20 protein-coding genes are annotated in these 14,017 nt (G+C 64.0%); 11 read left to right on the top strand and 9 right to left on the bottom strand.

Going from position 1 to position 14,017, the window contains the following annotated elements; all coding sequences use genetic code 11:
* Position 1: 1 nt before the first annotated feature.
* On the top strand, positions 2 to 238 hold the full coding sequence (locus tag P6U30_RS18785) for a hypothetical protein (protein ID WP_407164375.1): 237 nt from the start codon (positions 2 to 4) through the stop codon (positions 236 to 238).
* 12 nt (positions 239 to 250) lie between these two features.
* Here P6U30_RS18785 and P6U30_RS18780 read toward each other — a convergent pair whose 3' ends face one another.
* The 3 genes from P6U30_RS18780 to P6U30_RS18770 all read right to left on the bottom strand — a co-directional run bounded on the left by P6U30_RS18780 (position 251) and on the right by P6U30_RS18770 (position 1,346).
* Positions 251 to 709 (bottom strand): hypothetical protein, encoded by a 459-nt coding sequence (locus P6U30_RS18780; RefSeq protein ID WP_407164373.1) that lies wholly within the window; start codon positions 707 to 709, stop codon positions 251 to 253.
* Positions 710 to 780: 71 nt separating this feature from the next.
* A complete protein-coding gene (locus tag P6U30_RS18775) occupies positions 781 to 945 on the bottom strand; it encodes a hypothetical protein (RefSeq protein WP_407164371.1) in 165 nt (54 codons plus the stop codon).
* A gap of 146 nt (positions 946 to 1,091) precedes the next feature.
* A complete protein-coding gene (locus P6U30_RS18770; RefSeq protein ID WP_407164370.1) occupies positions 1,092 to 1,346 on the bottom strand; it encodes a DUF3551 domain-containing protein in 255 nt (84 codons plus the stop codon).
* Between the two features lie 305 nt (positions 1,347 to 1,651).
* Between P6U30_RS18770 and P6U30_RS18765 the strand changes: the two genes are divergently transcribed.
* Positions 1,652 to 1,966: a hypothetical protein gene (locus P6U30_RS18765; protein WP_407164368.1), complete on the top strand. Its 315-nt coding sequence runs from the start codon at positions 1,652 to 1,654 to the stop codon at positions 1,964 to 1,966.
* Between the two features lie 178 nt (positions 1,967 to 2,144).
* Here the strand turns inward: P6U30_RS18765 and P6U30_RS18760 are convergent, their stop codons facing one another.
* Positions 2,145 to 2,996, bottom strand: coding sequence for a 3-hydroxybutyryl-CoA dehydrogenase (locus P6U30_RS18760; RefSeq protein ID WP_407164366.1), 852 nt, complete (start codon positions 2,994 to 2,996; stop codon positions 2,145 to 2,147).
* A gap of 1,296 nt (positions 2,997 to 4,292) precedes the next feature.
* Here P6U30_RS18760 and P6U30_RS18755 point away from each other — a divergent pair.
* From P6U30_RS18755 to P6U30_RS18730, 6 genes are all read left to right on the top strand, one after another.
* Complete coding sequence (locus P6U30_RS18755; RefSeq protein WP_407170338.1) at positions 4,293 to 4,493, top strand: hypothetical protein; 201 nt, start codon at positions 4,293 to 4,295, stop codon at positions 4,491 to 4,493.
* Positions 4,494 to 4,625: 132 nt separating this feature from the next.
* The gene (locus P6U30_RS18750; RefSeq protein WP_407170337.1) at positions 4,626 to 4,874 is read left to right on the top strand and encodes a hypothetical protein; all 249 of its coding nucleotides are present in this window, start codon (positions 4,626 to 4,628) and stop codon (positions 4,872 to 4,874) included.
* A gap of 189 nt (positions 4,875 to 5,063) precedes the next feature.
* The gene (locus P6U30_RS18745) at positions 5,064 to 6,353 is read left to right on the top strand and encodes a hemolysin family protein (protein WP_407170336.1); all 1,290 of its coding nucleotides are present in this window, start codon (positions 5,064 to 5,066) and stop codon (positions 6,351 to 6,353) included.
* A 104-nt stretch (positions 6,354 to 6,457) separates the two neighbouring features.
* Positions 6,458 to 7,057: a formyltransferase family protein gene (locus tag P6U30_RS18740; protein ID WP_407170335.1), complete on the top strand. Its 600-nt coding sequence runs from the start codon at positions 6,458 to 6,460 to the stop codon at positions 7,055 to 7,057.
* A gap of 187 nt (positions 7,058 to 7,244) precedes the next feature.
* Entirely contained in the window at positions 7,245 to 7,604 is a 360-nt protein-coding gene (locus tag P6U30_RS18735) for a hypothetical protein (protein WP_407170334.1), read from the top strand.
* Complete coding sequence (locus P6U30_RS18730; protein WP_407170333.1) at positions 7,549 to 8,103, top strand: hypothetical protein; 555 nt, start codon at positions 7,549 to 7,551, stop codon at positions 8,101 to 8,103. The genes P6U30_RS18735 and P6U30_RS18730 overlap by 56 nt, the downstream gene beginning before the upstream one ends.
* Positions 8,104 to 8,168: 65 nt before the next feature.
* Here the strand turns inward: P6U30_RS18730 and P6U30_RS18725 are convergent, their stop codons facing one another.
* Together P6U30_RS18725 and P6U30_RS18720 are read right to left on the bottom strand one after the other, a co-directional pair.
* Positions 8,169 to 8,369 (bottom strand): hypothetical protein, encoded by a 201-nt coding sequence (locus tag P6U30_RS18725; RefSeq protein WP_407146094.1) that lies wholly within the window; start codon positions 8,367 to 8,369, stop codon positions 8,169 to 8,171.
* Entirely contained in the window at positions 8,366 to 8,779 is a 414-nt protein-coding gene (locus P6U30_RS18720) for a RidA family protein (protein WP_407170332.1), read from the bottom strand. Before P6U30_RS18720 ends, P6U30_RS18725 begins: the two co-directional genes overlap by 4 nt.
* Before the next feature lie 140 nt (positions 8,780 to 8,919).
* Here P6U30_RS18720 and P6U30_RS18715 point away from each other — a divergent pair, with 140 nt between their 5' ends.
* Entirely contained in the window at positions 8,920 to 9,798 is an 879-nt protein-coding gene (locus P6U30_RS18715) for a DMT family transporter (RefSeq protein WP_407170331.1), read from the top strand.
* A gap of 30 nt (positions 9,799 to 9,828) precedes the next feature.
* Here P6U30_RS18715 and P6U30_RS18710 read toward each other — a convergent pair whose 3' ends face one another.
* Both P6U30_RS18710 and cysK read right to left on the bottom strand, forming a co-directional pair.
* Positions 9,829 to 10,068 (bottom strand): BrnA antitoxin family protein, encoded by a 240-nt coding sequence (locus P6U30_RS18710; protein ID WP_407146091.1) that lies wholly within the window; start codon positions 10,066 to 10,068, stop codon positions 9,829 to 9,831.
* 3 nt (positions 10,069 to 10,071) lie between these two features.
* Positions 10,072 to 11,046, bottom strand: a complete 975-nt coding sequence (gene cysK, locus P6U30_RS18705) for a cysteine synthase A (protein ID WP_407170330.1) — start codon at positions 11,044 to 11,046, stop codon at positions 10,072 to 10,074.
* Between the two features lie 227 nt (positions 11,047 to 11,273).
* Here cysK and P6U30_RS18700 point away from each other — a divergent pair, with 227 nt between their 5' ends.
* A complete protein-coding gene (locus P6U30_RS18700; protein ID WP_407152551.1) occupies positions 11,274 to 11,489 on the top strand; it encodes a hypothetical protein in 216 nt (71 codons plus the stop codon).
* 5 nt (positions 11,490 to 11,494) lie between these two features.
* Here P6U30_RS18700 and tgt read toward each other — a convergent pair whose 3' ends face one another.
* Positions 11,495 to 12,628, bottom strand: a complete 1,134-nt coding sequence (gene tgt / locus P6U30_RS18695) for a tRNA guanosine(34) transglycosylase Tgt (RefSeq protein ID WP_407170329.1) — start codon at positions 12,626 to 12,628, stop codon at positions 11,495 to 11,497.
* Positions 12,629 to 12,861: 233 nt separating this feature from the next.
* On the opposite strand from tgt, the gene P6U30_RS18690 reads away from it, so the two are divergent.
* Positions 12,862 to 14,001 (top strand): patatin-like phospholipase family protein, encoded by a 1,140-nt coding sequence (locus P6U30_RS18690; protein ID WP_407170328.1) that lies wholly within the window; start codon positions 12,862 to 12,864, stop codon positions 13,999 to 14,001.
* Positions 14,002 to 14,017 lie beyond the last annotated feature (16 nt).

The following is a 14,017-nucleotide window of genomic DNA, read 5'->3' as shown; positions in this document are numbered from 1 at the left end:
CTTGACCTTGTTTGATCCGATGAAGAAACGTGATTGGGCTTTCTTGGCAGCGTGCATCGCAGCCGCGCTGCTGTTCGGTGTCTGGAGCTTCCAGATGGGCATCGCCTATCATCGCGCCCAACCCGGATCGACCGATCTCAGCAGTGCGAACCGGCGCGGTGGTAACAGCGCTTCCGTAACCGCTCCGGTCCCGCCGAGGGCTGGCGATGGCGACGCGCAGACTGGGCGCGTGCGCTAGCTGCAGGCTCGGCTAGACCCAGGCCAGACCGGAAACAATGGCCGCGTCCTCGTCTTCGGTCTTCTCACGAGCGGACTGCTTGCGTTGACCACCGCCGGTCGTACGACGGTGACGACCATCGACCCTGCGTAACGCGATCGCCAGACGATGCAATGCTGCACCGATTTGGTCGACGGTCTGTTTGACGGCCGCCAGCACCGTTGCAGCGCGCGTGAACAAGCCGACCAGCAGGATCACCGAGACAATATCGATATAGGCGAGCACGTCGCCAAGCAGCATCACCTCGGGGGGAATCGGAATCCGGTGCATGTACGCCGCGATCACGATCACAACCGGAATGAGCGCGATGACCTTGCGCAACGTCACCCGATCGAGCAAGGCTGCGAGCTCCACGACCAGGATCTGCCACAGCCATTCGCCCAACGCCGCGGGCTTGTCGATCGTCCAGGTCCGCCACATCCGCTTCCACATCGTCGCGTCCCACCTCTCCAGCCATCTGCGGTCGCCTCAAGAGCAGCCGCCGGCGTGCTCTGTTCGAATCGTCACGGATCGGATGACGCCTGGGTCGCGCTACCGTCGGACGGATCCGCCTGCTCGCTGCCGCCATCGGTGGAGGGAAAGACGCGTTCGTAGTTCGCGCGGGCTTCGCGTATCAGGCGCGCGCGCTCGAGTTCGGACTTCGAGATGAATCGGACGATCTCGCCCATTTGTTCTCCAATGCGGAATGTCTGATCAATACGACCCGCGGCACCAACATCATGCCAGCCGGTCACGCCGCGACGGCTCTCACCGCCACCTTCACAGCCGGCCGGCAGACCGCTGTTCCTTGCTCATGCTTCGCGGACATCCTGCTTCAGCGGAACGCCCGCGGCGATGTGCGCGACTGGCCGTACGCAAAGCGTGGATTGTAGCCGCAATACGCATTCCGACCTGACGCCGTCGCCTGGCATTGCGCGTAGGTCTGGAAGCCGCAGTAACCCGGATAGCCTTCCTCTCGGCCCTGGATGCACCACGGGTAGTCGCGGGCTGCCGCGGGCGACGGAACACCAACGAGCGAGCCGGTCCCGAGCGTCACGAACGCCAGAGTTGCCCAAATCGTCCTGCGCATAGTCGCGTTCCTTCTACCGTCAGCCGTACATGGCTCATCTAAGCTACGGGTGCGGGATCCGCGAGGTTTCCAGGTGCAGGCTCAACAAGCTGTGAGGACAGCTCGCGCCGCACCGATCGCCCGGCCTTCTGCGGGCGTTCCTGTTCCACCCTCCCGGAACGCGCTTGGTTAACCGGCGCATATGCGGTCGGGGCGGTTGAGGCGCACAACTTAAGCGCGCTGCAACGCGCGCGTCCTGGGCTCATACCCGCCGGAATTACAGGCGACGACTTTCGGAACGAGCGTTGCCGCAAAGCGGAGATATCATGCGCAGCGCCAGGGACTTTATGCAGCAGCGTCAGGTCCTTTTGAGCGGCTATGACAACAAGAGGATCAAGCAATTCCTCGGCGAAGCCAAATTGAAGCAGCTGCTCACCAAGGACGCCTACGCGTTGAAGAACCAGCAAGAGTTCTTCGCGGTGACGGCGAGCATCTTTCTGGTTGGCGCGGACTCCGTCCACGAGCCCTTCACATGCGCCAAGCTCAAGGAGGAGATGCCCGAATACTACAAGTATCTGGTCGGCCTGTTCGGCTTCGACCCGGATGAGGCGAACATATCGCCGGTCGCTTCGGCAAAATGAGTATTCGGCATCGCCAAAAGCACGAGGCCCGGTGTGCCTAGGAGACCGGGCCTCGTATCTTATGTCCCCCGCCTCAGGTGGCGGATCAGATGTCTAATGAGCCGCGTGTTACGTCAGCTTCGCCACGCCATCCATTCCGGATGACTACGGTATTTCGCGACGCGGCTCGAACGGGCCGTCACTTGCTGTAGCTGTAGAACCCCTGCCCGGTCTTGCGGCCGAGATGACCGGCGTCGACCATCTCCTTCAAGAGCGGCGCCGGCCGATACTTGGGATCGTTGAAGCCGGTGTAGAACACCTCCATCACCGACAACATGGTGTCGAGCCCGATCAAGTCGGCGAGCGCTAGCGGCCCGATCGGGTGGTTGCAGCCGAGCTTCATGCCGGCATCGATTTCCTCGGCGGTCGCAATGCCTTCCTGCAGCGCGAAGATCGCCTCGTTGATCATCGGGCACAGGATGCGGTTGACGGCAAAGCCCGGGCTGTTCTTCGCAGTAATCGCAACCTTGCCGACGCGCTTGGCGAAGGCTTCCGCCTTGGCGACGGTGTCGGCGGAGGTCTGCAATCCGCGGATCAGTTCGAGCAGCGCCATCACCGGAACGGGATTGAAGAAATGCATCCCGATGAAACGGTCGGGACGATCGGTCGCGGCCGCAAGTCGGGTGATCGAGATCGACGAGGTGTTGGTTGCAACCAGCGCGCTCGGCTTCAGCGCCGCGCAAAGATCCTTCAGGATCTTGATCTTCAGGTCCTCGTTTTCGGTGGCGGCCTCGATGACGAGATCGCACGCGGCGAGCTTCGCTTTGTCCGTGGTCGCGTTGATGCGTGCGAGCGTCGCATCGCGATCCGCCGCGGTCATCTTCTCCTTGCTGACCAGGCGATCGAGGCTCGAGCCCACCGTCTTGAGCCCGCGCTGCACGGCAGCGTCGGAGATGTCGACCATCGTGACGCCAAGCCCCGCCGCTGCGCAGACTTGGGCAATGCCGTTGCCCATGGTCCCGGCCCCGATAATGCCAACCGTCTCAATCATCGCATTCGTCCTTCCGTCGCTTGGGCTGCCTTGCGGCTGCATGGTCGTATAATGCGGAGCTTCTGTCCGCGGATGGCGCATGCATAGCAGTCTGCCCGGACCGCCGATACGGGGGATACCGGTATTATGGCGGTGCTGGTCGGGGCCGGGCAGCGCGAGTTTGGCGCGGCGGAACGGATGTCAACGGCGGCATGTGAGGGTGTGTTGGCCCGGCAACACGGAACGGTTCGAACATGCGATTCGGTCTGACCACTCTCCGGGCCACCCGCCCATAGCTGTGGTGGAGTGCCACTACAACTCCCCTAGCCTCGATCGATGATATGACGAGCCGGCGCAAGGCCAATGTTTAGCAATTCCTAACCATTCCGGCGCGGCCCGCCATCCCATTCGACCAGACGACCTCGCGCCACACGAAATGGAACCAAAATACGATCTCACGCTACTTCCACGGGAGCCCAAATATTGCTAATCAGTCATAGTGTTGGCCATCTGAAACGCTGAGGGGTGCGGTGTTTCAACTGATTCATCGGTGGAAGACGAGCAAGCTGTCGCTGGCTTGCCCGCATTGCAAGGCAATAGCCTCGTCCGAGGCGTTCCGACGTGGTCGGTATTTGGTCGGCGGCGATCCATTACGCTGCGAACATTGCGGAGTCACGGCGCCGATTACGCTTTGGCGCTTTGAAGGATTAACGCAAAGCGCTGGCTCAGTTGCCTGCCCCACACAGTCGGGGAAGGCATTGATGTCGGAGCCAAGCGCAAACTAGATCGCAAATTAGACCTGCCACGCATCGCAAGGCGGATGAGGTCGCGGCGGCCAGCCGCACGTGGCGACGCCGATTTGGCATGGCCGGGAGTCTCCCGGATTGCACATCGAGGCCTCCGCGCCGCAGCATCGCGAGCGGCTCGCTTCGCATTTAGTTGATCGAATTTTTCACGCTGGTGCCGCGACCAAAGGAAATAACCTTCGGGGCTACGCCCATGCTTGCCGAAAAATTCATTTTGCTGCTTGAGACACTGCTCCAGAGCCAAACCTATTCCGACGGAAGTCCGCGCGTGGTGAGCACCTCGCCGCACGTCCCGATCAAGCTACCTATCCGGAAATAGTCCCGAGCCGATCGACCGTCGGTGAGATTGCTGGTGGCCCTGGGCAGCGGACCGCTCGGCTCCCGTCACGTTCTGCGCACGTGCTGCTGCGCGGAGTAAACACTCCGGACAACAACCGCATCACCCGTGAGCCATCTCGCAGTCGGCGGTCCGTCGGCTACGCCACACCATCCGTAACAACTCGGTGCCGCCATGGACAGCAAGTTCGATGCCGCGACCATCATGGTCGCAGTCTGCGTTGCGGCATACGCAGCGATCATGCTCGCCTGTATCGCCCACGGCTTCGGCCTGCCCGGCGCACAGATTCGCCACCTGTCGATGGGCGCTGCCCTCTTCATCGCGCTTCCGGTTGCGCTGGACCTGCTGCGCACGCCTCCCGGCAAGGCCGGCTGATGCAGCGCGGCCGTCGATATTGTCCGCCTGACCGCATCCGCACGTCGCAAACACGCCGCACTACAATCTCGCTAGGTGAAACGGCGCGAATCAGCGTTACTTCAGGACTGATCACTCCTTGAGGTCGGCGGCATGACCGAGCCCGAAGCCTTAGATCAGAATATTCGCGCCCTGCAAGAATGGCTGCGCAGTGCCTGGATGCAGCTCGGAGACCCCTCCCTCACCGCTTTCTCCCGCCGCGAGCTGCGCAACCAGATGAAACAATGCAGCGCGGACTTGCGCAGGCATCTGCGGGTCGCGTCCGAGCGGCGGCCGGAGCCGCACGCCCCGCCCGGGAAGACGTTCGCGATGCCGCAGTTGCGGCTGCTGGCCTGGAGCTAGCCGCTCGGGTCTTCATCCCCGGATCGCGTGGCGCGCAATCGCCAAAATGTCGCGATCTCCCGCGCATGCGGGTCATGCGCGCCGGCGGCTTTGTCGACAGCGGTCCCGCCATGCCGCGGCAGACCCGCGCTAGCATGCCTATATTGTATGTAGTGCCGCGGCCAGCGCCGCCGATTCTCAGGGACACCCGTGCTCTATCTGGAACTTGCGATCGTGATGGCGTTGATCATCGTCAACGGCCTTCTGTCGATGTCGGAACTCGCCATCGTGTCCTCGCGCCCCGCGCGGCTTGCGGCGTTGGTCGAAAAAGGCGTCGGCGGATCGCGTCTCGCGCTCGCTTTGGCCTCCGATCCCGGAAAATTCCTCTCCACCGTGCAGATCGGCATCACGTTGATCGGCGTGCTGTCAGGCGCATTTTCGGGCGCGACGCTCGGCCAGCGTCTCACGCAATGGCTGCTCGATCTGGGGCTGTCACCGGGCATCGCCGATACGGTCGGCGTCGGCCTCGTCGTAAGTGTGATTACCTATGCCTCGCTGATCGTCGGCGAGCTGGTGCCGAAACAAATCGCGCTGCGCGATCCCGAGGCGATTGCGGTGAAGGTCGCCCCGGCGATGACGCTGATGGCGAAACTATCGCTGCCGCTGGTGTGGCTGCTCGACCGCTCCGGCAAGGCCCTGTTGTGGATTCTCGGCCATCGCGAGGACCCGCAGGACCGGGTCAGCGAGGACGAGATCAAGACGCTGGTGGTGGAGGCCGAGAATGCCGGCGTGCTGGAGCCAGGCGAGAAGGAGATGATCGCAGGCGTCATGCGCCTGGGTGATCTTCCGGTCGGCGCCGTGATGACGCCGCGCCACGAGGTCAGCCTGATCGACCTGTCCGACCCGGAGTCCGAAATCCTTGCGGCGCTGCAGATCAGCACGCACTCACGATGCGTGGTGTTCGACGGCAATCGCGACCATGCGCTCGGAATCGTGCAGGCCAAGGAGGTGCTCGACGTCTATCTCGACGGCCGCGCCCCCGACATCCGGGCGCTGACGCGCGATGCACCGATCATCCCCGAGACCGTCGATGCCCGCGACGTGGTCGCGATCCTGCGCGACTCCGCCGTTCATATCGGCCTCGTCCACGACGAGTACGGCACCTTCCAGGGCGTCGTCACCAGCTTTGACATCCTCGAGGCCATCGTCGGCGCCTTCCACACCGAGGAGGGCCCGGCCGAACCTGCTTATGTCAGGCGTGACGACGGCTCCTACCTGATTTCGGGCTGGATGGCCGCGCTGGAATTCGCCGAACTGCTCGGCATCGCACTGCCCTCGCCGCGCCCCTACCAGACCGCGGCAGGCTTCCTGCTGCACGCTTTCGGAGCGATCCCCGAGGTCGGCGCCAAGGTCACCGCGCAGGGCTGGGAGTTCGAGATCGTCGACCTCGACGGCCGGCGTATCGACAAGGTCGTGGCGAGCCGGTCGCGCAAGGCCTGAAATTGCTTGCCCACCGCCCTGTTGATAACCGGCAGGAAATCGAAAAGGCCAGCCGTGCTGTGCTATCGGCATAGCGGTCCGAGTGAACCCACGGAATTGGTCCCATGCGCATTACCCTCGTCGGCTCCCGCCATTTTGGCGTGGCGACCCTGAACATGCTGCGTGAACACGCCGTCACGATCGTCAGGGTCGTCGTCCATGACGGCGAGGACCGATTGGCCGCGGCGGCCAGGGCAGCCGGCATCGATGTCGTGGTGCAGGCAGACCCCAAGCTCGTCACCGCGTCCGAAATCGCGCCGGGCACCGACCTGATCGTGACGGCCCACAGCCACGCCCGCGTGAGCAGGGAGGCATTGGCGGTCGCCAGGCTCGGCGGCATCGGATACCACCCGTCGCTGCTGCCCCGGCATCGCGGCATCGCCGCCGTGGAATGGACCATCAAGGAAGGCGATCCGATTGCCGGCGGCAGCATCTATCATCTGGCCGACCGCATGGATGCCGGCGCGATCGCGGCCCAGGACTGGGTGTTCGTCAAGAAAGGCGAGACCGCGCGTGAGCTGTGGGAGCGCGCGCTGGCGCCGCTCGGCCTCAAGCTGCTCGGCGAAGTCATCGATTACGCCAAGACCTACAAGGAGCTGCCGGCCAAGCCGCAGGACGAACAGTTTGCCACCAAGGCGCCGAGCCTGCCTGGGAGCAAACACTAGGTGCCCAAATACCGCCGAGGGCGCTGGAGCGAGGGCTGCGGCTGCCGGGCGCGGATTCACCGTCGTAATTCACTATGATGTGTTTGAGTCCACAGGAACTTTCTTGCTTGCTTGCGTCGCAGCAAATTTTCGTCACATTGTCCCCGGATAAGCCGCGCTATCTCATCAAATGACAGGGATTTGATTCATGCGTTCGACCCGCATTCGGGACCTGCTTGTTGCGTCCATCGCCGCGTCCGCAGTCATTGTCGCAGCGGCTCCCGTTTCTGCCCAGCAGCCCTATGACGGCCTTTGGCAGGTCACTGTCGTGACCAAAACTGGTAGCTGCGAACCGTCGACCAGCTCGACCGTGACCGTGACCAACGGAAGGATTTCGGCCCAGGGTGCGGCGATCTCCGGAACTGTCGGCAGCGGGGGACTTGTGCGCGTCTCGATCAATGGTGCATATGCGAACGGTCAACTCAGTGGCAACTCCGGATCGGGGAAGTGGAATGGGGCATCAGCTGGCGTACCGTGCAGCGGTCGATGGGAAGCGTCCCGTCAGTAAGATCAGCAACGCAGCAGGATTTCTTGCCAAGGCGCGGCGGCCTGCTTTTGCAGCCGCCGCGTTTTTCGTGACGGCCATAGCAAGCACGGCTGGACATGCGCAGTCCGGCCCGTTCGCCGGCATGGCCGGCACCTGGTCCGGTAGCGGCTCGGTCACACTGGACGATGGCTCCAGCGAGCGTATTCGCTGCCGCGCAACCTATCGCGTCACCGGCCCGCGCATGGCCATGAGCCTGATCTGCGCCAGCGATGCCTACAAGTTCAATCTGGCGGCTGACGTGCAGGCCGAGGGCAGCGCGGTCACCGGCTCCTGGAGCGAGTCCAGCCGCAATGTCAGCGGCGACCTGCGAGGTCGCGGCGGCGGTGGAAACTTCCAGGTCGTTGCCAGTGCGCCCGGCTTCAATGCCGACATCTCGATGCGCACAACCGGCAACCGCCAGTCGGTTTCGATCCGGGCCGACAGCCAGTTCCGCGGCGCCACGATCGCATTGGTGCGGTAAAGGATACGACGATGAAGAAGCCCTCGGGGTCGTCCCCGAGGGCTTTTTGCTGCGTCCAACGAACGCTACGCCTTGGGCGGCGTGGCGAGCTTCTCGGCGGTCTGCTGGATGGTGCGGGCGATTAGCAGCGCCTGCTCCTTGTTCACCGCGAAGTCGTGCACGCCCTTATCGGTCGTCATCGAGATCACCATAATGTCGGGCTGCTGCTCCGGCCAGCCGGTCGCAAAGCCGGTGAGAAAGTCCGGTGCCTTCCTGAGATTGTTCATGATGACAGATCCTGTGCGACAGGCACGAATGCGGTGACTTCGATCTCGACCTTGGCGCGCTGATCGACTAGCCCGTCGATATAGAGCAGTGTCGAGGGCGGGAAATTGCGCCCGAGGGTCTCCTTCCACGCTGCGCCGATACCCGGGCCTGCGGCCTCGTATTCGCTGCGGCTGGTCAGGTACCAGGTCAGACGGACGATATGCTCGGGTCCCGCACCCGCTTCGTTCAGGAGCTTGACGATCCGCTTCAGCGCGGTGCCGACCTGGGCGGCCATATCGGGCTGATAGTCGCCCCGCTCGTCGCCTCCGGTCTGGCCGGCCAGCACGATCCATTTGCCCGGGCCGTCGAAGGCGACGCCGTGCGAGAAGCCGCGGGGTTTCGACCATTCGGCCGGTTGCAAGACACGCATGAGCAAATCCTCCTGATTATTCCAGCCAGTGCTTAGCACCGATCGCATGGACGGCGCATCACTGGATCGGCAGAATTGCGCGTTGCAAATCCGGACTATCTCGCCGATACCGGCGGTCCCTCTCCGCTCGCTTCGCAGCCATGGACCGCACTCCCTCGAAGACCCGCGCCGCATTGTGGATGTCAGGCTGGCTTGCGCTGATGCTGATTGTCGCAGTCGCCGGCCGCGAGGCGACGCGCGAGGTGAACGTCTTTCAGTTGATGTGCGTGCGCGGCGTGCTCGGCTTTGTGATGCTCTATCCGCTGATCCGGATGAACGGCGGCTTCGCGATCGTAAAGACGGCGCGGCTCCACGTGCATATCGGACGCAATCTGATCCACTTCGGCGCGCAGCTCGGCTGGTTCTATGCGCTGACCTTGATCCCGATCGGCCAGGTGGTCGCCATCGAATTCACCATGCCGATCTGGACCGCGATCCTCGCGGCGAGCTTTCTCGGCGAGCGCATGACGGCCATGAAGATCGGCGCGATCGTGCTCGGCCTGGTCGGCGTGTTCGTGATCGTGCGGCCGGCCGCCGGCGAGATCAATCCGGGACAATTGATCGCGCTCGCGGCGGCGGTCGGCTTCGGCGTTTCGGTCGCGATCGTGAAGTCGCTGACGCGGACCGAACAGACGCTGGCGATCATCTTCTGGATGCTCGTGGTGCAGTCGGCCGCAAGTCTCGGGCCCGCGCTCTATGTCTGGAGCTGGCCGCCGCTCCAGACCTGGGGCTGGCTCGCGCTGATCGCGTTCGGTGGCACCTTCTCGCATTACTGCATGGCTCGCGCACTGCTGCATGCCGACGCCACGGTCGTGATCCCGATGGATTTCCTGCGCGTGCCGCTGACCGCGATCCTTGGCTGGCTGCTCTACGCAGAGCGGCTCGATACTTTCACAGTGCTCGGCGCGGCCATGATCCTGGCCGGCAATCTCTTGAACCTGAAGCCCGGCACGCCGGTTGCCGCACGCGCCAGGGCGTGATTTCGTCCTCGGCGATGTCTCGGTTGAGCGTTACTTCCCAGCGGCCTTGCGTAGCGCCGCATTGATGCGGTCCTGCCAGCCGGGGCCGCCCTCCTGGAAGTATTCCAGCACGTCCTGATCGATCCGCAGGGTGACCTGCTCCCGGACACCGGGGATCGCCGCAGCCTTGGGCGGCGCTTCCGCGACCTTAGTGGTGGCTCGCTTGAACGCCGCCTCGGCCTCGCTGCGGGCGTCGTTCAGGGTTCGCGGTCGACGCGGTTGATCGGCCATGTCTCAGATTCCTTCAAACAGCACGGTCGACAGATAGCGCTCCGAGAACGAGGGCACAATCGCCAGGATGGTCTTGCCCGCCGCCTCCGGCCGCTTGCCGACCTGCAAGGCTGCGGCAATCGCGGCGCCCGATGAAATGCCGCCGGGAATCCCCTCGTTGCGCGCCAGCGCCCGCGACGTCTCGATCGCGGTCGCACTATTGACCTTGACGATCTCGTCGATCACCGAACGGTCGAGGATGTCAGGGATGAAGCCGGCGCCGATGCCCTGGATCTTGTGCGGCGTGTGCTGACCGCCGGACAGCACCGGGCTTTCCTCAGGCTCCACGGCGACGATCCGCAGCGAGGGCTTGCGCGGCTTGAGCACCTGCCCGACCCCGGTGATGGTGCCGCCAGTGCCGACGCCGGCCACGAAGTAGTCGATGTCGCCGCCGGTGTCGTTCCAGATCTCCTCGGCGGTGGTGCGACGATGGATTTCGGGATTGGCGAGGTTCTTGAATTGCTGCGGCATCACCGCGTTCGGCGTCGTGCGAACCAGCTCTTCGGCGGTCGCGATCGACCCGTTCATGCCCTGCGACGCCGGCGTGAGCACGATCTCGGCGCCGAGGAAAGCCAGCATGCGTCGCCGCTCGATCGACATCGATTCCGGCATCACCAGCTTGAGCCGGTACCCGCGCGACGCCGCGACATAGGCGAGCGCAATTCCGGTGTTGCCGGATGTCGGCTCGATCAGCACGGTATCGGGATTGATGATGCCGGCCTGCTCCATTGCGACGATCATCGCGGCGCCGATGCGGTCCTTCACGCTGGCGGCAGGACTGAAGTATTCCAGCTTGGCGAGGATCGTCGCGTTGACGCCGCTGGCCTGCGGCAATCTGCGCAGGCGGACAATCGGCGTATCCCCGATCGCGTCGACGATGGAATCGTAGACGCGGCCGCGTCCGGGTTGCACTGCACGCGTTGTCGACGATGCGTCCATCAAGCGGCTCCTATGGCCAGGTGCGCGGGAGAGATGCGATCTTCATGTCATTAGATGCGGCGCGGGATGACGCGCAAGGGAGAAACCGGTTCATCCGGAATTCGTTGCATCGCAAAATCAGAACCAATTCAAATAACGTAAAACCAACGCATTTGTGTTGCGACAAGGTCAAACAAATCTGGCTATATACTTTCGTCACCGAAGCTCAGAACGCAAAGGAGGTCACGATGCCAGCGCTTGCTGAAATCCTGTCGACCGTCGCGTCTAAGCCAGATCCGCGCGGCAGCGATCTGCCGACCTGCCCGGTGTGCGCCGACTCCATGGTCGCGGCGGAAGCGTCCGCCTACCTGCATGAGAATTTGATCAGCTATCTCTGGACCTGCGACACCTGCGGTTATGGGTTCGTGACCAAACACCTGGTGAAGCCGATCGTCTGCAACTGACCAAGCTACCTCGGTGTGATGTCCCCGCGCGCCCATCCGGCGCGCGTTTGGTTTCTGAATTGCGCGAACGTGCCGCCGGCGATCGCCTCGCGAATACCGCGCATCAGCTCCTGGTAATAGGCGATGTTGATCTCCGACAACAACATCGCGCCCAGCGTCTCGCCTGCGCGCACCAGATGATGCAGATAGGCGCGCGAACAGGTTCGCGCCGCGGGCCACGGGCTCTCCTCATCCAGCGGGCGGGGATCGTCGATGTGGCGGGCGTTGCGCAGATTGATCTGGCCGAACCGGGTGAACGCCATTCCATGGCGTCCGTTCCGCGTCGGCATCACGCAATCGAACATGTCGACGCCGCGCGCCACCGCTTCCAGGATGTCCTCGGGCGTGCCGACGCCCATCAAATAGCGCGGCCGGTCGGCCGGCAGGGCCGGCGCGGTCTCCTCGATCATCGACAGCATCACATCCTGCGGCTCGCCGACCGCCAGTCCGCCGATCGCGTAACCGTGAAAGCCGACCTCGGTCAGTCCGCGCGCGCTGGCATGGCGCAGCGCCGGGTCATCGCCGCCCTGCACGATGCCGAACAGCATGTAGCCGTCAGGCGCCGCTTCAAAGGCGCGCTTGGAGCGCTCGGCCCAGCGCAACGACAATTGCATCGCCCGCTCGATGTCGGCGCGCTCGGCCGGCAGCCGGACGCATTCGTCCATTTGCATCGCAATGTCGGAACCGAGCAATCGCTGCACCTCGATCGAGCGTTCCGGCGACAGCTCGACCTTGGTGCCGTCGATATGTGAGCGGAACGTGACGGCCTTCTCGGTCACCTTGCGCAGCTCCGACAGCGACATGACCTGGAAGCCGCCGGAATCCGTCAACATCGGACCGCCCCAGCCGGTAAACCGCTGCAAACCGCCAAGGACCGCGATGCGCTCGGCGCCTGGCCGGAGCATCAGGTGATAGGTGTTGCCGAGCACGATGTCGGCTCCGGCCTCGCGCACCTCGCGCCAATGCATCCCCTTCATGGCGCCGGCGGTACCGACCGGCATGAAGGCCGGCGTCCGCACAACGCCGTGAGGCGTCGTGAGGCGCCCGGTGCGGGCCGCGCCGTCGGTTGCGAGAAGCTCGAAATGATTGGGAAGACTCATGCGGCTGCTTATTGCGTGCCGACGAGGTCCAATCAACCCGGCTCGCGGCGGCCCGACGGTGCGACCGCTCGCGGGTTGCTCATCGATGCCTTCTTTTAAACAAAACGAAACCGTATCGTTTTATGTTGACGGTATGGCGATGAGATGCCCTCGGCGCCTGATGTGCTTCAAAGAGTGACAGGCAACCGATGTACTCAGCCGGCCAGCCCTCAGCGTCCATCGCTCGCGCGTTGATGGCAGTTCCCGCGCGCACGACGCGCCGTGCTGTCATCCTGCTGTGTGGCCTTGCGCTCGCGCTGGCGGGCTGCGGCACCCTGGCGCGAACGCCTTACACTGCCTTCGACGCCGCCGATGCGCGCGTGCTCGACCTCGACGGGCTGCGGCGCTACACCGACGAACCGGCGGCGAAATTCCGCCTCGACAAGGAAACCCTCGCGCCGATCACGACATATCTGGCGCTGTCCGGCGGCGGCGCGGACGGCGCTTACGGCGTCGGCGTCCTGAATGGCTGGACGGCGGCGGGCACCCGGCCGACCTTCTCGGTCGTGTCTGGCGTCAGCACCGGCGGCCTGATCGCCCCCTTTGCCTTCCTCGGGCCCCGCTACGACGAGACGCTGAAGGACGTCTACACCAGCGGCATCGCCGAGAGCCTGCTCCAGGATCCAAGCCTGATGCGGGTGCTGTTCGGGTCCGGCCTGTTCGGCAACACCCGGCTGCGCGAGCTGGTGGCCCGCTACGTCGGGCCGGAGGTCCTGAGCGAAGTGGCCCAGGAGAACGCCAGGGGCCGGAAGCTCCTGATCGTCACCACCGACCTCGACACCCAGCGCTCGGTGATCTGGGACATGGGCCGGATCGCCAGCGTCGGAACTCCCGAGGCGCTGCAGTTGTTCCGCGATGTCATGGCGGCCTCGGCCAGCATCCCCTTGGTGTTTCCGCCGATCATGATCGACGCCGAGGGCCAGGGCCGGCGCTTCCAGGAGATGCATGTCGATGGCGGCGTGACGGCGCCGGTGCTGACGTTGCCGGACGCCCTGCTCTTTCAGGACGGAAAATGGCCCGCCAACCGCCGCCTGAATATCTACAACCTCGTCAACAAGAAGCTCGAACAGGGCTTTGAGCTGGTATCCAACTCGACGATCGACGTCGCCTCGCGAAGCATCTCCGCAATCACGCAGGCGCAAACCCGGTCCGTGATCCTGTCGACCTACGACTTCGCCCGCCGCAACCGGCTGGGTTTCCATCTGTCCTACATCGAGCGCAACTATCCGTCGCCGGCTTCGCAGGGTTTCGACACGGCTTACATGCGCGCCCTCTATCAATACGGCTACCAGAAGGCCGCGTCGGGCCACGCCTGGACGTCAACGCCTCCATGACAGGCCGGCGCGAAGC

Origin of the sequence: Bradyrhizobium sp. ORS 111 (assembly GCF_045571485.1) — a bacterium.
Classification (GTDB): Bacteria; Pseudomonadota; Alphaproteobacteria; order Rhizobiales; family Xanthobacteraceae; genus Bradyrhizobium.
This window is presented reverse-complemented; position numbering and strand designations above follow the sequence as displayed.